Origin of the sequence: Oscillatoria sp. FACHB-1407, from assembly GCF_014697545.1 — a bacterium.
Taxonomy (GTDB): Bacteria; Cyanobacteriota; Cyanobacteriia; order Elainellales; family Elainellaceae; genus FACHB-1407.
Genome location: NZ_JACJSA010000014.1, coordinates 1 through 17,627, shown reverse-complemented (window position 1 = coordinate 17,627; position 17,627 = coordinate 1). Strand labels below are relative to the sequence as shown.

Sequence of the window (17,627 nt, the reverse complement as noted above, 5' to 3'; positions counted from 1 at the left end):
TATCAAATCATTTAACTTCTACAATAAAACGTTGTCTGAGAAGTACAGTAATCATCATTGTTGAGACAAAGTATTGACTAAAAACTCAACAAAAACTCTCACTTTGGGTAACAAATAGCGATCGCTCGGAAACACTGCATAAATTCCGCCATCAGTATCATCTTCATAGTCTTCAAGCAGGCGGATCAATCGACCGGATTGCAGATCGCAGGTAACCAGAGCCGTTGCTACTCGGCTGATTCCTACTCCAGCTAAAAGAGCTTTATACAGGGCGTTACCACTATTTACTTCAAAGTTGCCTTGTACACTCATCTCGCGATATCCGCTTCCATCCTTAAATCGCCATTGATTGAGTGTAGTTTTATAAGCACTCAAAACTAAACAATTGTGCTGTGCCAAATCATCTGGAGTCATCGGTATACCATGTCGCTCAAGGTAAGCAGGAGCGGCACAAACAATCCGCCGATTGGAGACTAATCTTCTAGCAATGAGTGAAGAATCTGCTAATTCGCCAATCCGAATGGCAACATCCACTCCTTCAGCTACCACATCAACCACATCGTCGGTCAACACCAGCTTAAGCCGTACCTGTGGATGCTGGTTCAGAAATTCGGTAAGTCGGCTGAGAATGACTTGATAGGCAAAGAAGGTCGAGCAACTGACTTGGAGTAATCCCTGTGGCTCGTCACTGTGTTGCCGTGCTTCCTGCTCAGCTTCCTCAATATCTCCCAAAATATTTAGGCAACGATTGAAGTAGCGTTTGCCCACCTCCGTTAAGCTCAGGCTCCGAGTAGTGCGATTAAACAGACGCACTCCTAAATGGTCTTCAAGGTTGCTAATGCGGCGACTAACGGCAGAGGGATTCAACTGCAATTGTGCGGCAGCTTTAGCAAAGTTGCCACTTTCAACAACTTGCACAAACACTTCTAAATCTTGAAGACGACTCATGATTATTGCGTTTTTTGCACGACAGTGGTGCTCAAAAAAGGTATTGTCAATATTTCAAGCACGAATATACACTAAAGCTATCGAAGTCGTTTTGGCAAACAAACGGCGAAAACCAAAAACAACTATCCATTCAGCCTGGGTAATCAAGCAACTCAAATTTGGCAGTTGAGCTTCTACAGACCTGTCCTTAATAGGAATCGTCTTCTTCAAAAACCGTTCACAGAAGATGCCTTTCCATGAGGTTGCTTTGTGCTGGCGATCGCCCAACTCTCAATCATCAACAGGAGGAAAGAAAAATGAGATTGAGTCAACTACAAGACTAAAAGGTTAGCAAACACAAGAAATAAAAGAGCGATTGTGAGATTAGAATCAAGGACTCAATACGAACAATCCGACAAATTAATCTACTCCGTTTAGGAAGCATTTTCCAGCAGATGAAGTCATGAATCAAATTCAAAATGACCAGTGGCAATGGAATCCTGCTCTTTGTCTTCGTGGAGAAGCCAAAACTCTTGCGGTACTCCTTGTCCGTCTGGAAGAAATTGAGGAACAACTCGAAGATTTGCAGCAGCAGCGTTCGGAATTATTGAGTAAGATCTTCGGAATTTGACAGCACAGTTTAACTGAAAAATATACTGTTGAAGTTCAGCAGATTGTACTTTATCTCATCTACTTGGTTTGTGATTTCACTGTCACTGAAATGGGTTGACTGTAGAAGGAGAAACAATATATGTCAGAAAAACTCACAATTATTGGACGTTTAAAGGCGAAACCGGGCAAGGAAGCTGAACTCCGAGATGCCTTGCTACATCTGGTTCCTCTCAGTCGAGCCGAGGCTGGTTGCCTTAACTATGACCTGCATGAGGCGATCGACGAACCTGGCTTATTTCTACTGTATGAAAACTGGACAGATCAAGCAGCACTTGATTTGCACTTTAGTCTTGCCCACTCAAAAGAATTTGCTGCCAATGCGCCGAACCTACTGGCTGAGCCGCTTCACATAACGGTATTACGAGAAATTAGCTGACGTAGATCATTGCAATTCTAAATAGGATTCAAGCTCATGCTTTTAAGCTTGTGAGGAGTCACAATGCTAGAAATAGCCAACGAATTGAATGGGAAAGTTGCATTAGTAACAGGTGGCAGTCGTGGAATTGGTAGGGCGATCGCGATCGCTCTGGCAAACACTGGAGTCCATGTTGCAGTAAACTTTCACAAGCAAAAAGAGGCAGCGGATCAAGTCTGTCATCTTCTTAGAGAAACTGGGCAAAAAGCGATTGCAGTACAAGCGGATGCTTCTCAGTTTAACGACACTGAACAAATGATTCAGCACGTTGAGCAGACATTAGGAAGCATTTCAATTCTGGTGAATAATGCTGGTATTGCTCAACCGTGTTCATTAGAGTCAGTGACTGAAAGAGAGTGGGATGAGACGATCGCCGTGAATCTCAAATCAACGTTTCTGGTGACACAGGCTGTTCTGCCCAAGATGCGACAACAGCAATGGGGACGCATCATCATGATTTCCTCAATAGCGGCTCAAATCGGCGGTGCAGTAGGACTGCATTATGCCGCATCCAAAGCAGGACAACTGGGATTAATGCACTATTACGCCCGGTGTTTAATCAATGAAGGAATTACGGTGAATGCGATCGCCGCTGCTGCTATTGATACTGACATGATCGCGTCTCTATCAGGCTCAATTACGGCTCCTATGGGGCGATTTGGTACGGCTGAAGAAGTCGCACAAGTGGCTGTAATGCTTGCCGCAAATGGATACATGACTGGGCAGACCATCAGCGTTAACGGTGGTTTGTACCTGACTTAGCGATCGCACGACTTTTCAATCACACATTCAACGGAGAAATCATCATGAACACTTTCAACAACAAGGTTGCTTTGGTTACAGGTGGCACTTCTGGTATGGGTCGTGCAGCGGCTGTGCAATTTGCTAAACAGGGAGCAAGCGTTGTCATCGCAGCGAGGCGCGAGGCGGAAGGCAAACAGGTTGTAGAGCAAATTCAGCAGATGGGAGGAGAAGCCAGTTTTGTCAAAACAGATATCTCTCAACCCGCCGAAGTTGAGGCACTGATTCACAAAGCGATCGCCCTTTATGGGCGGTTAGACTACGCCTTCAACAATGCCGGAACGGAAGGGGTGTTTGCACCCATCACCCAACTGACAGAAGCCAATTGGGAACATACGATCACCACCAATCTCAAAGCCGTTTGGCTCTGTTTGAAATACGAAATTGAGCAGATGATCCAGCAGGGCACAGGGGGCGCGATCGTCAATACCTCGTCCTGGTTGGCGAAAGGTGGATTGCTCGGCTCCACCATCTACTCTGCTAGCAAAGGAGGGTTAGATGGCATGGTGCGAGCAGCCGCATTGGAATGTGCCCAGTATGGCATCCGGGTTAACAATGTGAATCCTGGCATCATCGATACCGAAATGTTTCGACGCTTTGGCAATCCCGATGATCCGAATGATGCCGTTGTTCAAGCATTCGCCCGGCACATTCCAGTGAAGCGGTTAGGCACTTCTGAAGAAGTGGCAGAAGCAGTGGTTTGGCTCTGTTCTGATGCTGCCACTTACATCACCGGACAAACCATTGTTGTGGATGGTGGCTATGCCATTCCAGGACATCGTATTGCGTAATTAGGAGGAAGACAATGAAACGACGAGAAGTATTGTTTGCGCTCGGATGTGTGGGTGCGATCGCCCTATCCCCACTACGTTCGGTTGCCGCTTCAATCAGGGAATTAGACCCACTTGAGTTACCTGCTGGCTTTCAGTATCCCAACGGGATTGCTCGTTCGCAGAATGGCACGCTGTATGTCGGTTCTGTTCTCAGCGGTCGGATTCTACAGATCAATTCTGCGGGTGAAGCTCAAACACTCTTTGAGGGAAATGACGATATTTTTGCAGTGACAAGTCTACGTCTGGATGAGCCACGTCACCTGTTGTGGGGGGCTTCTCCTGACGTACTGGGGGCACGGCAAAGCCATGGCGAAACTGTTCAAAATCCCCACCGAATTTTTGCCATCGATGTTCGCTCTGGTGAAGTCCAGCATGTCATCCCCATGCCAGATGGAGGGTTTGGAAATGATATTGCGCTTGATCCGCAAGGAGGCGTTTATGTAACAGACTCTCTGCGTCCTCGTATTCATTACTTACCACCAGGGACAACTCAATTTCAAACCTGGGCAGAAGACGATCGCTTCCGGACTCAGCTTCGGTTTGGGTTGTCTGGAATTGTGCGTAACGCCGATGGCGTTCTGTTTGTCACGATGTACTCCGATGGTCGTCTGTTTAAGGTAACGCCACAGTCTATCGGAAATCCCACCGTTGATGAAATTGAGCTACCCCGCAAAATCGATGGTTCGGATGCAATTCAATTCGCTGCCGATGGCTCTCTCATCATGGTTGAGGGGGGTATCGACAGTGGGAATGGTCGCCTGTTGCAACTACATGGTTTAGAAACGGGTGCTAGACCTCAATTCAATACACTGGCATCTGGGATGGATTTACCTGTTAATTTAACTGTTGTGGGTGGAGAAATCTGGTTGACAGAATCGCTTTTCCGTCATCGCCTTGTATCAGGACAAGAAACCGCAATTCCCGATCGCTTCTTTGTACGCCGATTTGCACTCTCATAATTGAGCCTTCGTAATCACGATTGGAGATAGGAACCTACTCATGCAATACAAACTTTTGGGTAACACCGGATTGAGAGTGTCTGAACTGTGCCTCGGTGCTATGACCTTTGGCGAGGACTGGGATTGGGGTGCAAATAAAGAAACCAGCCAAGCCATATTTGATGCATTTGCTGAAGCAGGAGGTAATTTCATCGACACCGCCAATGTCTACACCAACGGCACAAGTGAAAAAATGTTGGGTGAGTTTGTCGAGTCAGAACGCGATCGCTTTGTCATCGCTACCAAGTACACGGTGATGATGAATCCGAATGATCCCAATTCCAGTGGCAATCAACGAAAAAACTTGATGCGATCGCTAGAAGCCAGCCTCAAGCGGCTCAACACTGACTACATCGATCTCTATTGGGTACATATGTGGGATACTGTGACCCCGGTTGAGGAAATCATGCGGGCACTGGACGATGCCGTTCGCTCTGGCAAAGTCATGTATGTTGGTATTTCCGATGCTCCTGCCTGGATTATCAGCCGCGCTCAGACGATCGCCGAATTGAAGAACATGACTACCTTTGCGGCCATTCAGCTTGAGTACAATTTGGTGGAGCGCACCGTAGAACGAGATTTGCTGCCGATGGCAGAAGATCTGAATTTGAGCGTTTTAGACTGGTCACCATTGGGGGGTGGCGTGCTGACAGGGAAGTATTTGAATCAGGATGCTGAGGGCGATCGCCTCAATAAAGCGGAGTATTTTCAGCAGTACAAGAGCGATCGCGCCATGCAAATTGCTCAAGTGGTTGTTGATGTTGCGAATGAAATTGGCTGTAGTGCCGCACAGGTTGCCCTTGCCTGGATTCGCCAACAGTCGCCCCGTCATATTCCCATCATTGGAGCGAGAAGTTTAGATCACCTAAAAGAGAATCTTGGTTGTTTAAATGTGACATTAAACGATGATCAGATAACTCGGCTAAATGCTGCTAGCGAAGTCGATCTTGGCTTTGCCCTGAAGTTTCTACGCCGATTGCAGAACTTATTTTTAGGTGCGGCAACTGAAACGATTGATTTAAGGTTGCATCCTGTTTCACGGCAGGTGCTTGGATGTGATTTACAATGAACCGCTGCGCTGGCTCCAGAGGGTAGCGGCGATGATCAGCGCACCACCAAGTAAACCTCGGGTTCCTAACGCTTCGCCCAGCATGAAAAAGGCGAAGATGGTTGCAAAGACGGGTTCCAGCGTATAAATGAGAGCAGCTTCGTAGGAGGGAACCCAGCGTTGGGCTAGAGCCTGAGTCCAAATTGGGGTAGCGGTGATGACCAAACCAGCATAGAGGAGAGTGCCAAAGTGGTGGGCGATCGCCCCTATCTGCGTCATCAGCTCAGGCAAAGCCCAGAGCGTGCCTAACACTGCCATGACCGAAAGCTGTACAGCCACCAGAGGCAGGGTGGCATGACGCGGTGCGATGCGTTCTAAGAGAAGAATGTAAATCGCTACGGCGATCGCGCATCCCAAGGTTACCCCATCTCCCCAGTTAAAGCCGCCCCCTTCCCACGACAGTAGACCAATGCCAACAACGGCGACTGCTGCCGCCCATAGCACCCGCATCGGCAGGCGATAACCTAAAAACAGTCCAAAGAGGGGGACCAGAAATGCATTCAGACCAATGATGAAAGCTGAACGACTGGCAGGGATCACTTCCAGTGCGATGAGCGAGAGGGCGCATTCCCCAAAGTAAATGCTGCCTAACAGGATGCCATCGCGAAGCAGGGTGGGGTTGATCTGGCGCAGACCAGGGAGGACGGCGATCGCAGCCACAGAAAACCGCATGGCAATAATAGCGGCCGGGGACAAATCCACCAGAATTCCCTTTAGTAAAGGGAAAGATGTCCCCCAGATGATAGTGGTGAGCAGGAGTAACAGAAGCCCCTGAACATGCAAATTCTTATTCAGTACGAGCATGGTAGTGCAGCCCAGATAGTGATTTTTGGCGTTGCTGATTGAGGATATGAAATCGCGAGCAAGATGCTCGCACTCCCTTGTGATGATCCCGATAGAGTGAGCGTCTCGCTCACGTTGGGAATTTACGTATCATTTGTCATTTCAGCAACGCCTGATTTTTCAAGGTTCCCATTCTCGGCAGAAGGAACTTTGGAAAGCATGGCTCTCCAACAGAACAGACCTAAAAGAAACAGCCAGTTTTTTGAGAGGGATGCGCCTATGGTGAAGGATTGTCTCAATCCCCGCAAAAGGAGAAGTGCATCACGTCCATCAAGGAATTCGATAGATCAATCGCTTTTGTCCTGTCATAGTTTTTGTAACAATGCAGACATGAGGAGCAGTTGGTTTGGTGGATACCCCCACCCAAAAATCAGATCGTTGCTTGAGATTGAGCAATGGAAAATCAAAACTGATCCAGAATGTTGCACCCCTGGGAGGTACTGCTGTGCATGATCAACGCCTAAATTCGATGAAACTTTCGCAACTTCAGGTGCTAATTGCCGTTGTGGATAGTGGCAGTTTTAGCGAAGCTGCCCTGCGGTTGCAGGTGTCGCAGTCGGCGGTGAGTTATGCGATCGCCACCCTGGAGGACGATCTCGGTGTTCTGCTAGTGTCTCGCGGGCGTTACGGTGCCCATGTTACCCCTGTTGGGCAACAGGTGGTCGATCGGGCTCGTCAGGTGATGTATTTGATGGATGACATCCTCAACCAGGCAAACCTGGCTAAAGGACTGGATGGCGGGCAGCTGAGGATTTCGTCCTTTCGTAGTGCGGCGACACACATTCTGCCGGATGTGATCGCGCAGTTTTGTCAGAGATATCCAGCGATCGCCATTCGTATTGCCGAGTATGACGATCGCCCCGATGTCGAAACTGATTTGCGTCAAGGTCGCGCTGATATTGGCATTACCTACCTACCCACAGGCAGCGAATTTGAAACCTGGGATTTGATGCGCGATGAGTTTGTGGTACTTTTCCCCCCCAGTTTTGAACCGACAACCTCCCGGTTGGAATGGGAGGACTTGACCCGTTACCCGCTGATCATGGCTCCCGATGGCGACGGTTGCGATGCAATGGTCTATGCCCACTGTGCCAGCTACGGCATCAGTCTGGAGGCAACCTACAAAATCCGCTCCGATGCCACCATCGTTAACATGGTAGCCCGTGGAATTGGAGCCGCCATCAGCCCCCGCCTAGCTGCTGAACCCATTCCATCGGAAATCAAAGTGTACAGTTTGCCCATTCCTCTGTCTCGGATGATTAGTGTTGCAATTTTGTCGGACGCGCTCCTGACTCCGGCAGCCTATGCATTTTTGGATTTGCTTAAACACGCTCCGCTGAGCTGCATCAGCGCATCGGCGGCATATCGTCATCCGCTCCATCCTTGTGCTTGAGGTGAATGTTTTGCAGGTGCCTCTTGACTATGGATAAGCAAATGACTTGGCGCAATTAGCAAATGAATAGCGTAAATCCCTGATCTTTTGCTGAACCAGCGTTTTGAGTTTCAAAGGTAGGATATTGATGCTTCTTGGCTTGATTTGTCTCAATATCTGAAAGCCTGAGATAATAAGGGCTTCACAGGTTTATGCGGCGCGCAACTAATTTGCAAATTGTGCTATTTTTTACTGCTCAGTCACATCAGGGGTTGAGCCTTTGTCTTAGTCTTAATCTTTCTGACCAAAGCTATAACTACGGCGATAAAACCTTTTCCCTTTTTCAACTCTTTGACGCTGCACATATTGGTGAGGTGTTAAACCAGTAGATTGCTTGAACAAGCGCATGAAGCGCAATGGGCTCATCTGTAATGCTACTGCTAATGTTTCTAATGATAGTTCTTCTGTTAAATAGGTATCGATAAGGTCGAGAATTAATCGGAGTTGATGTTTGGGCAAACCACCTTGGTAAGAGGGAAGTATTTGCTTCCAAACCGAATAACGCTGTAGCAAATGTGCCGATAGCATGGTTGTTAACGAATCAACATAAAGACGATTATTAACTCCTGATTCAACTTCTGCTTTGAGAACTAAGCCAATTTGATAAATCAGTGGATCAAACATAGCAAATTGAGGAATTAACTCAAAGCGATCGCTATCAACAGACTCATAGGCAGTGCGAGCTAAATGAAGTGGATCCAACATGAGCACCGTAAAGTTACCCTGTCTATTCCAGCGCACTTTATGGGAGACAGTTGCAGGAAGAATAACCACCTGTCCGTTATCTAATTGCTCCTTCTGCTGACGTCCATCAATCGTTCGCTCTGCCTGAGCTGTTTGGTCAGCATGGTGGACTACCACAAAGTGCTGATTCATTGAATGTTCAGCATTTTCCCAGGCAGGGGGGCAATGGTGTTGTACTTGAATTCCAGCCCACCCCAAATGGTCACTCGTACTTATCGGAGGACAGGGCACAATTTGCAGGATGGTTTCAGCCTTTGTTGGATCAATTAATGGTGGTGCCATTGACATACTCTTTAACTGATGCATCATATAGTCAGTTTTACGCATTCAGTATCTGCTTGATACAACAGTTTTGTGATTTTTAGTACATTTTTGCGCTTGTTCTTGTTACTGCCTCTGAAATACAAAAGGAGTTACTCCAACAATGCGCTTGAACTGGCGATTGAGATGACTTTGATTAGCAAATCCACATTGGAGGGCAATATCAGCAATCGAAAATTTGTGTTCCAACAACAATTGCTTGGCTCGCTCAACTCGTTGTTGAAGTAAATACTGATAAGGTGGCATTCCGATTGACTGTTTAAACAATCTACAAAAGTAATACTGACTCATACCAGTCAAATCAGCTAACTGAGGAAGTGTAACTTCTTGATCGAGATGAGTATGGATGTAATCGATCACTTTCTCTAAAGCATACTTAGGTAATCCACTCGTTATCGTTGGCATCTTTATCTTAGTTGTAGAATAATGTGTGATTAGATGTGCTGCCAGCGCAGTTGTTAGCGAATCAATATAGAGGCGAGTAGAGGGCTGTTCTGAAGTTAATTCTGATTTCAATGCCACTCCAATTTGGTAAATGAGCGGGTCAGCCTTAGCAAAGTGCGGGGCAATATTTACACGATCCGCATCAACAGTTTCATGAGCAATGTGGTCAATGCAAACTGGATCAAGCATGAGTAACGTAAACTCACAATCACATTGCCACAGCTTTTTGTGAGACATGTTTGCCGGAATTAAAGCAATATCTCCCTTTTGAATTTGCTCATATTGCCTCTCACCATCCAATACTCGCTCTGACTCTACCGCATGATTGAGATGATGGATGGATATTGAATGTTTCAAAGCAGTGTACTCAGGTGTTTCCCAGGCTGGCTGATAATGGTGTTGAACTAGAATGCCATTCCATCCTAAAGTGTGACTGGAGAACAAGGAAGGTTTAGGTAAAATTTTATCTGTAGCACTTTTCTCTGCAAAATCAACTTGCAATTCTTGCTCTTGAGTCATGATTTGGGCTTCTCCATCGGCATGTGTTGACAATGTTGAAAGTCAGATTGATAGGGTTATCAAAGCAAACATAGCCGTAGCTACATTCGATGGGGCGGAGGCAAGTCAGGCAGCTTTCCCAGCATCCGGGTTTGAGCCATTGCCTTTGCTTTAAGCTTTCAGACCAAAGCTATCATTACTGCATCATGTAGTGCGAGTATGACTCTTTGCTGCTCAGGAGCAAGCTGATGAAGTGTGATTGAGTTAAACGCTATAGCTGAGCTAATATGGCGGTTGCCAGCGTCATTCTGTCCCAAGCACCTTGATGTTGAATGTTGTTGATAAAAAAGGTAGGCGTATACATAACGCCACTTTGTAATCCACTCTGATAGTCTTGTTGCACTCGCTCGACATGCACATCATTGGTCATCTCCTTGAGAAATTGGTTGATATTGAGATTGATTGCCATTGCGTATTCAACTAAGTGCCCATCGTTAAGGGCATAATAGTGTTCACACAGACAGGCGTGCATCTCCCAAAACTTACCCTGTGCTGCTGCCGCTTCCGCTGCCTCAGCCGCATGTTGGGCATAGTCATGAACTTGTGATTGAGGAAAGTGGCGGAACGCAAAGCGTAAGCGATCGCCAAACTGCTGTTGAAGTTGCCTAACAACTCGATGCGCCTCGCTCGATCTGTAACATTGGTAGTCACCATATTCCACCAAGGTTGTACAAGCTGTTTCTGATCCCTGAATATGGTCTCGGTTACTGACTGGTAAAACCAGTCGCCCATTGGTATTCACTGGTTGCTCTACTATGGAATGCCATGAGTTAACGTGTGAAGTGTCTCGAATCCGGGGGGAAATTGAGTAGTTGAAGGGATGATTTATCGCAATTCAAGAAATAGTCAGGGCAGAGGGTGTGGAAGCGAAGCCTCCAGCCAGGGGTAGAACCCCTGCACCCCGTTTAACCAGCCTTTCGGCTACTATACCGCTTGAAAGTTGAGAATCTATAATGTTTGATAGCTTACTGGTATATTCAACTTTACTGACTGATGAGAAGTTGATTTTCTGACCTGTACTTTAGATAGGGTGACAACCAGGTTAGAGATCAGAAAATAGGTGAAGCTTTTGTAGAAATCAAAGTCGAATGATCCCTCGCTTTAGGGCTGTAACCACGGCGTGAGTACGATCGCCAACACCCAACTTAGTTAGAATGTTATTAACGTGAAACTTTATTGTGCCTTCGGTTACATTCATTGCTTTCGCGATCGCTTTATTACCTTTTCCGCTTGACATTAGCTTGAGCACCTGACGTTCGCGATCGCTTAACGTGGGAAGTTCTAAGTGAGTCGCTAACTGAGCACCAACACCTTCAGGAATATACCGATTTCCGTGACACACTTCTCGAATAACATCAGCGATTTCCTCGCAGGGAGTGTCTTTAAGTAAATAAGCTTTCGCTCCAGCACGAAACCCCTGATAAATGTCTTCATCTCCGTCATAAACGGTAAGCATCACAAAGCAAGCAGACGGAAACTCAGCTCGAATCGTGGCGATCGCCTCCGTACCGCTGACTTGAGGCATCTGCAAATCCATAACAGTTACGTCGGGCTGGTGCAGCCGAAATTGATGGATAGCCTCCTGACCATTACTAGCTTGAGCGACAACTTCAAAGTCAGGTTCACCATTGAGAACTGCTGCTAACCCATCTCGCACAACAGGATGATCATCGGCAACGAGAATCCGAATTGATGTTTGAGACATAACTGAAAGATTGATAATTTTTTGACTCGATTAAACGTAACTTGTTTCTAAAGTATCTTCTTTTGTTTTGTTACAGTCCGTCCGAATAAAGATTTCAACTTCTTTTAAAGTTTTCTAGCTCCTCCTCAAACAAGAGCAACATAGCACTGATAGTTGTTCCCTTACTAGGGGAACTGCTAATGCGAAGCTGAGCATTAATGAGATCGGCTCGTTGCTGCATCCCCATTAAACCCAAGCCACGATTTAGCGTTTGAGGGTTAAATCCTCGACCATCGTCACGGATCTGAAGTCGCACATAATTGGAATCGTAGCAGAGTTCAAGTTCAATCGTTTGTGCATTGGCATGACGGAGTGCATTCGTAATTGCCTCTTGAGCAATTCGCAAGAGATTGATACCGACTTCTGGTCGCAGCCGATAAGGTACCCCCTGCACCTGCACCTGAGTCCTGACTGGAGTGCCGATCGCCATCTGTTCGGCTAATTGACCGAGAAGCTGCACGAAGTCGCTATATTCGGTGCTGTCTTGGCGCATCACCCAGACAGAGCGACGGGCTTCGACCAGCCCAGAACGGGCAAGATCACGGGCACGATTGAGGTGCATCTGGGCTTGCTCTGGCTCAGTTGCGACAAACCGAAGCACGGCTTGCAGTTGCATGAGGATACCTGCAAAGCCTTGCGCCAGAGTGTCATGAATTTCGCGGGCAATATGGTTGCGTTCCTGAAAAAGAGCCAGTTGCTTTGCCTCTTCTGCCAATTGTGTCAGTTGAATGGCTAATGTTGCTTGCTGCCCTAAGGCTTGAAAAAACTCAAACTCAGCCGCTGTAATCTCAGTTTGCTCACACAGTGCCACCCCTAACAGCCCTAACGGTTGATCGCCCATCATTAGAGCTGTACAAATTACACCAGAATGTCCCCTCTGTCGATGCCAATCAATCATTCCGGGCCAGAAATCAGATGCATCTTGGTTCAGGTCAAGATAAATCGGGCAACGCTGATCCAGTAACCGTTCCCACGCTCCGGTAATGTTGGCAGGAAAGGGCTTACTTAAAATTGATAAGCCCTCCATTAAGCCTGGTGCTGGTAAGGCTTCTCGCTGGGAATTAACCGCAATGGAGGGTCTTAACCTGCTTGAGTCTGGGTCATACATAAAAAATTGTGCAACTGTCCCATCCAACATTTGCAGGGCTTCGTGCAAAACATGCTCTAAAAAAGAATCGAGATTGCGATCGTTGGCAAGTTTATCCAGGCTACGTCCTAGAGCCTGATTGACCTTTGCCAACTCTGCTGCCCGGTCTTGTGCCGCTTCTTCTTGTTCACGGGCGATCGCTTTTTGTTTTTCCGCTTCGCTTAGCAGGTTGAGTTGAATCACCAGAGCGATCTGCTGCGCTAATGCCAAAATCAATTCTTCTTCCACAGGGCTGAACGCAATTGGCTGAGCAAATGCCATCGCTAACCAACCCAAGGGGCGATCGCCTACCATGAGAATACAGCTACTGGTTCCCTGATAGTCCTTGGCCTGAAACCATTCCGGCACACCCTGCCAGAGGTTTTCCTCGAAGTCGGGCTGGTTTAGAATTGCCAGTCGCGGTTGGGCACTCAACTGGGTAAAAATCTGGGTTTGTTCCACCAGAATCGGGGACTGAAAGAAGACTGGTTCATCTGCATCTGGTGTCCAAAAGGCTTGCCCATCTTGACAACGGACTTTTAGATTTAGCGTATTTTGTCCGGCATCATGGATAAAAATATGCCCAACGGATGCACCGACATAGGAAACCAACTCAACTAAGAGATGCCCCAAAATATCATCAAGATTTGGGTTAGTTGAAAGGCGACCTAAGCTATTTCGCAGGAGAGTATTAGCTCTGGATAGTTCTGTGGTGCGTTCTTGAGCAGCTTTTTCTTGTTCGCGAGCGATCGCCGCTTGTTTCGCCTCTTCTGCTAATTGACTCAGACGAATTGCTAATGTTACCTGTTGGGCAAGAGCATAGCCGAGTTCAATCTGTTGTTCTGTGAATGGGTGATCACTCGATTGCCAGAAGTTCAGCACTCCGAAGCAGGTTTCTCCCACAATCAACGGCAGATTGAGTTGCAAATTTACTCCGAACGATGCATACCAGCTAGCCGGATCATCGGAAAACTCTCCTTCAGCAGGTTGAACGGAGTGATCAAACGGAGCCACAAAATGCTTGCGGCGATCGCTAAATTGTCCTTGCTCAAGCATATGAGAGGGAACCCGAACACCTGACTTGCTTGCTGGATGGTTATGCGGTTGTCCAAATCCGTGTATTTGGTTATGTCCCCACCAACCAACAATTCTGCCAATGTTGGGATCAGTCGTTTCCCAATATTCTGCTAGTGGTGCATCAAACTGCTCAGCGGCAAGCCGTAGAACATGCCCAATAAATTGATTCAGATCAGTTTGTGTTGCGAGAACATCAACGGAACGCTTCAGAGCTTCATTTGCCTTTGCCAATTCAGCAGCCCGTTCTTGCGCGGATTTTTCTTGCTCACGGGCGATCGCCGCTTGTTTGGCTTCTTCTGCTAGTCGTGTCAGTTGAATGGATAAAGCGGCTTGTTGAGCTAGTGCATACAACAGTTCACTGCTCTGTTCATTGATTGGATTTGTATGGGTGAATGCTAGTCCCAAATGACCCAGAAATTCTGCCCCCGCAAATAAGGGAACAGCAATGACGGCTTGATGATGGCGTTGTTGGTGATAGGCGATCGCCCCAGGCCAAAACAGGTGGGCTTCTCGCTCCAGGTCAAAGTAGCGAGGTTTGCGTGTTTCTAGAAGCAGGTTAACAAATTCAGCTTCATTGATAGGCATCTCTGCTCCCAAACCAGACGCAACCCGCCCTTGCTCCACATGAGCGACAGCCCGTAGTGTTTGATGCTGTTTATCTAGCATCGATATCATGGCAGCATCAGCATCCAGTTGAGCGATCGCCTCCAGTGCCACATGGCTCAAAAAAGCAGAGAGGTCAGGTTGCTCTGACAAGCGTTGAGAGGTGCGGGCAAGTGCTTCGTTCGCTTTTTTCAGTTCTGCGACTTGCGCCTGTTCTGCTTCCAGTAAAGCTTGCTGGGTTTCTCGAAGTTCGGTAATGTCAATCTGAGTGCCCCACCCACCGATCGCATAGCTATCTCGGATGATACTAAATCCATTGTTGAGGAAGTACCGTTTCTGCCCAAAGCGATCGAACTCTATCGTTTCTTGGTTTCTCATCTGATGTCCATTCCGGACAAATTGCTCCATTTGCGCGGCATTTTCAGGAGCTTCCATCACATGAGCCAATGGTGTACCTACTAAAGCATCAGGTTCGTCATAGCCATACATCTGAGCAAAGGCAAGGTTATGTTCTGCATACCGAAACTGTTGATAAATCTGCTTAGCTTGCTCCTCAACGGGAAGGTGAATGGGAATGGGTTGTTCATACTCCACTCGGAAGATGCCTTCGCTAGCAAGTTCCATCAGTTGGCGGTATCGTTGTTCCGATTCTGTCAGGTGATCGAGGGTTTGTTGTAATTCAGCGTTGATTCGTTCGAGTTCTTGCGATCGCTTCTGTTCTACTTCTAATAAGGCTTGCTGAGTTTCCCGTAGCTCACTAATGTCAAGTTGGGTTCCCCAGCCACCGATGAGGTGCCCATCTCGAACGATTCCAATAACGTTATTGAAGAAATAGCACCGCTTTCCTTCAGGGGTGATTTCCTCTGACTCTGCCGCTCGGATGCGATAGCCATTCTCAATCCACCGACGCAGAAATTCAAGATTTTTACCTGAAGTTGGAATGTGGATATTACTCAGGCGCAAACCAGAAGCGGCATCAGTCGTCGGTAAGCCATACATCGCAGCATAGGCAGCATTTGCCTCAGCGACGTAAAGGGAGTGACGAATTCGCTCCACTTGCTCATCAACAGGTGAGGCTATAGAAATGGGCTGATCTAATTGCCATCGATAGATTCCTTCGCTGCTCAGCTCAAACAGAGTCCGATAGCGTTCTTCAGACTCCGTGAGGTGTTCGAGTGTTTGCCGCAATTCGGCGTTAAGTCGTTCAAGTTCTTGCGAGTGCTTCGCAGCATTGTGTGTCCGCTCCTGTTCGGCTTGTAGGAGAGCTTGTTGAGTGCGATCGCGCTCAATGGCACTACCAATACAATCAGTGGCAATTTTCAAAACAGTGAGTTCGGCTGCACTGCGCTGTTTTGCTGCCCGACAGTCATCAAGCCCCACCACACCCCACCACTGCCCCTCTACAGAAATGGGAACCAGATGAGTAGACTTCACCCCAATCGCCATCTGCTCACTGCGAAAGGGTTCCGGAGCTTCGTCAATTAGGTAACTTGCTGTCTGACCCTGCTGAAACAACTCATACAACCACTGAATCTCCTCATAGCTACCCTGTCCAGCTTTCCCATTAGCATGCTGCGGCACTATCCCTAGTGAAGTCCACTCATATTCCAACGCTCTCCATCTTGGGAAGGGTGAATCGCAGAACGAGTCGAAATTCTCTATGACGTTAATGCGATCGGTGTCTAATGCCTCACCAAGCATTCCTAAAGCAGTATTGACTGCTGCATTCAGAGGCGTGAGCGTTAATAACACGCGAGCAACTTCTGCGGTCGTTTCTAACAGGTGGTGCTCTAAAGAAGAACTGCCAGTAGAGACCCACTCATCGGGTTCTGCCTGCCTTGCTGGTTCTCGCTCATCTTGTTTGGGTTGTCGATATCTGGCTACTTCTGCTTGTGAGACTGCGTAGGAACGTTCGCACGACTCAAGGCGCGATCGCAGTCTGGCATTTTCTTGTTCTAGGGCAGCGAGGCGATCGTGAAGCTTAGCCAGTGCTGTATCCATAACTTTGTTAAGTGAAAACTGGATTTTTGTAGCATAAGGTCATTTATTCCCCGAACCGAAAATTTTTTACATGATTTTTAGATACTACTAACTTGTATTTTTAGATACTGCCAACTTGTATCAAATACCACTGTCCTATTGTGAATAAGCAGAAAAAATGACACAGTTTGTAGATGAGTGGTGTAAATCTGCAAAGTTAGAATTTGTCAGCGTTTTAGGTTCCCGACCTATTTTGAATCACTGTTGCGTAAACACAGTTCGTTTTGGGCAATCAAAGCCGCTCTCTGAACTAGAGATGTATCGATAAATTACGTCGCTCATTTGCAAATCACGTCGAAACTTTTGCTCATCCACAGCAGTTTCCCAAGAAATTAATTCAACCCACCGATGCAAATTAGCGATATTTAAGCTGACAATACTCATCGATCGCAACATCAGCTCAAGAAATGAGAAAGATAGTGCCGAGATGTCAATAACGTTATTGAGCGTGAAGAATAACATTGTGCGACGTCAGTACTTGGTATTTGTATTTTTATGGTACTGACGCTCCACAAAGATGAATTGAACTAATTTGCGGAATCTTGCTGTTGATCTGCTTTAATTCAGGGAGGTCAACGGCACTGGTCTTGTAATGAGTGGCAGTTAAAATGGGAGCCGTGACGAAATTCTAGCCATGCACTACCCTCATTGCCAAAGCCAGCGCACTGAAGATGCGGAGTGAAGGGATGGGAGTGAGAGCGAGTGGATGAGTGCTCGATCAATCCCACTCAACGATTCTGCGCTGGCAGCAGAGAGTAGCAGAGCAAGAATTGGCTTGGTCGCCTGCTGCTGAAGATAGGGATGTGACCCTGGAGAACGCTGAACTCTACACTCGTGTCAACGAGAACCTTCCCCCCCGTGAGTCTGAGGGTTGGACAATGACTTGCCTTGAACGAAACAGTCGCTACTGGGTCAGTGCAACCGTGGGACGAAGAGATGAA

Annotated in this window: 14 protein-coding genes and 1 pseudogene; 8 read left to right on the top strand and 7 right to left on the bottom strand. The window is 47.2% G+C overall.

The window, feature by feature from the left end; genetic code table 11:
- Positions 1-54 precede the first annotated feature (54 nt).
- Positions 55-948 (bottom strand): LysR family transcriptional regulator, encoded by an 894-nt coding sequence (locus H6G89_RS21230; RefSeq protein WP_190510099.1) that lies wholly within the window; start codon positions 946-948, stop codon positions 55-57.
- Positions 949-1,390: 442 nt separating this feature from the next.
- Between H6G89_RS21230 and H6G89_RS21225 the strand changes: the two genes are divergently transcribed.
- The 6 genes from H6G89_RS21225 (at position 1,391) to H6G89_RS21200 (ending at position 5,715) form a co-directional block, all read left to right on the top strand.
- Complete coding sequence (locus tag H6G89_RS21225; protein WP_190510097.1) at positions 1,391-1,558, top strand: hypothetical protein; 168 nt, start codon at positions 1,391-1,393, stop codon at positions 1,556-1,558.
- 120 nt (positions 1,559-1,678) lie between these two features.
- A complete protein-coding gene (locus tag H6G89_RS21220) occupies positions 1,679-1,975 on the top strand; it encodes a putative quinol monooxygenase (protein WP_190510095.1) in 297 nt (98 codons plus the stop codon).
- A gap of 63 nt (positions 1,976-2,038) precedes the next feature.
- On the top strand, positions 2,039-2,776 hold the full coding sequence (locus tag H6G89_RS21215; protein ID WP_190510093.1) for an SDR family NAD(P)-dependent oxidoreductase: 738 nt from the start codon (positions 2,039-2,041) through the stop codon (positions 2,774-2,776).
- Positions 2,777-2,820: 44 nt separating this feature from the next.
- A complete protein-coding gene (locus tag H6G89_RS21210; RefSeq protein ID WP_190510091.1) occupies positions 2,821-3,606 on the top strand; it encodes a glucose 1-dehydrogenase in 786 nt (261 codons plus the stop codon).
- A gap of 14 nt (positions 3,607-3,620) precedes the next feature.
- Positions 3,621-4,607 carry a Vgb family protein gene (locus H6G89_RS21205; protein ID WP_190510089.1) on the top strand — a complete coding sequence of 329 codons (987 nt, stop codon included), beginning with the start codon at positions 3,621-3,623 and terminating at the stop codon, positions 4,605-4,607.
- 40 nt (positions 4,608-4,647) lie between these two features.
- Entirely contained in the window at positions 4,648-5,715 is a 1,068-nt protein-coding gene (locus H6G89_RS21200; RefSeq protein ID WP_190510087.1) for an aldo/keto reductase, read from the top strand.
- On the opposite strand, the gene H6G89_RS21195 is transcribed toward H6G89_RS21200, so the two are convergent.
- Positions 5,707-6,558, bottom strand: coding sequence for a DMT family transporter (locus tag H6G89_RS21195; RefSeq protein WP_339384513.1), 852 nt, complete (start codon positions 6,556-6,558; stop codon positions 5,707-5,709). The genes H6G89_RS21200 and H6G89_RS21195 overlap by 9 nt on opposite strands.
- Before the next feature lie 508 nt (positions 6,559-7,066).
- Here H6G89_RS21195 and H6G89_RS21190 point away from each other — a divergent pair.
- Positions 7,067-7,990, top strand: a complete 924-nt coding sequence (locus tag H6G89_RS21190; RefSeq protein ID WP_190510083.1) for a LysR family transcriptional regulator — start codon at positions 7,067-7,069, stop codon at positions 7,988-7,990.
- 270 nt (positions 7,991-8,260) lie between these two features.
- On the opposite strand, the gene H6G89_RS21185 is transcribed toward H6G89_RS21190, so the two are convergent.
- The 5 genes from H6G89_RS21185 to H6G89_RS21165 all read right to left on the bottom strand — a co-directional run bounded on the left by H6G89_RS21185 (position 8,261) and on the right by H6G89_RS21165 (position 16,647).
- A complete protein-coding gene (locus H6G89_RS21185; protein WP_190510081.1) occupies positions 8,261-9,100 on the bottom strand; it encodes an AraC family transcriptional regulator in 840 nt (279 codons plus the stop codon).
- A 60-nt stretch (positions 9,101-9,160) separates the two neighbouring features.
- Positions 9,161-10,057, bottom strand: a complete 897-nt coding sequence (locus H6G89_RS21180) for an AraC family transcriptional regulator (RefSeq protein ID WP_190510079.1) — start codon at positions 10,055-10,057, stop codon at positions 9,161-9,163.
- Positions 10,058-10,307: 250 nt separating this feature from the next.
- Positions 10,308-10,838, bottom strand: a complete 531-nt coding sequence (locus tag H6G89_RS21175) for a DsbA family protein (protein WP_190510077.1) — start codon at positions 10,836-10,838, stop codon at positions 10,308-10,310.
- 336 nt (positions 10,839-11,174) lie between these two features.
- A complete protein-coding gene (locus tag H6G89_RS21170) occupies positions 11,175-11,801 on the bottom strand; it encodes a response regulator (protein ID WP_190510075.1) in 627 nt (208 codons plus the stop codon).
- Positions 11,802-11,895: 94 nt separating this feature from the next.
- The gene (locus H6G89_RS21165) at positions 11,896-16,647 is read right to left on the bottom strand and encodes a GAF domain-containing protein (RefSeq protein WP_190510073.1); all 4,752 of its coding nucleotides are present in this window, start codon (positions 16,645-16,647) and stop codon (positions 11,896-11,898) included.
- Between the two features lie 749 nt (positions 16,648-17,396).
- Here H6G89_RS21165 and H6G89_RS34770 point away from each other — a divergent pair.
- A pseudogene (locus tag H6G89_RS34770) lies at positions 17,397-17,627 on the top strand (IS1 family transposase); the annotation flags it as partial.

Coding starts and splice junctions, on each gene's coding strand:
- H6G89_RS21230 (WP_190510099.1), bottom strand. CDS start 948: ATGAGTCGTCTTCAAGATTTAGAAGTGTTTGTGCAAGTTGTTGAAAGT.
- H6G89_RS21225 (WP_190510097.1), top strand. CDS start 1,391: ATGAATCAAATTCAAAATGACCAGTGGCAATGGAATCCTGCTCTTTGT.
- H6G89_RS21220 (WP_190510095.1), top strand. CDS start 1,679: ATGTCAGAAAAACTCACAATTATTGGACGTTTAAAGGCGAAACCGGGC.
- H6G89_RS21215 (WP_190510093.1), top strand. CDS start 2,039: ATGCTAGAAATAGCCAACGAATTGAATGGGAAAGTTGCATTAGTAACA.
- H6G89_RS21210 (WP_190510091.1), top strand. CDS start 2,821: ATGAACACTTTCAACAACAAGGTTGCTTTGGTTACAGGTGGCACTTCT.
- H6G89_RS21205 (WP_190510089.1), top strand. CDS start 3,621: ATGAAACGACGAGAAGTATTGTTTGCGCTCGGATGTGTGGGTGCGATC.
- H6G89_RS21200 (WP_190510087.1), top strand. CDS start 4,648: ATGCAATACAAACTTTTGGGTAACACCGGATTGAGAGTGTCTGAACTG.
- H6G89_RS21195 (WP_339384513.1), bottom strand. CDS start 6,558: ATGCTCGTACTGAATAAGAATTTGCATGTTCAGGGGCTTCTGTTACTC.
- H6G89_RS21190 (WP_190510083.1), top strand. CDS start 7,067: ATGAAACTTTCGCAACTTCAGGTGCTAATTGCCGTTGTGGATAGTGGC.
- H6G89_RS21185 (WP_190510081.1), bottom strand. CDS start 9,100: ATGCGTAAAACTGACTATATGATGCATCAGTTAAAGAGTATGTCAATG.
- H6G89_RS21180 (WP_190510079.1), bottom strand. CDS start 10,057: ATGACTCAAGAGCAAGAATTGCAAGTTGATTTTGCAGAGAAAAGTGCT.
- H6G89_RS21170 (WP_190510075.1), bottom strand. CDS start 11,801: ATGTCTCAAACATCAATTCGGATTCTCGTTGCCGATGATCATCCTGTT.
- H6G89_RS21165 (WP_190510073.1), bottom strand. CDS start 16,647: ATGGATACAGCACTGGCTAAGCTTCACGATCGCCTCGCTGCCCTAGAA.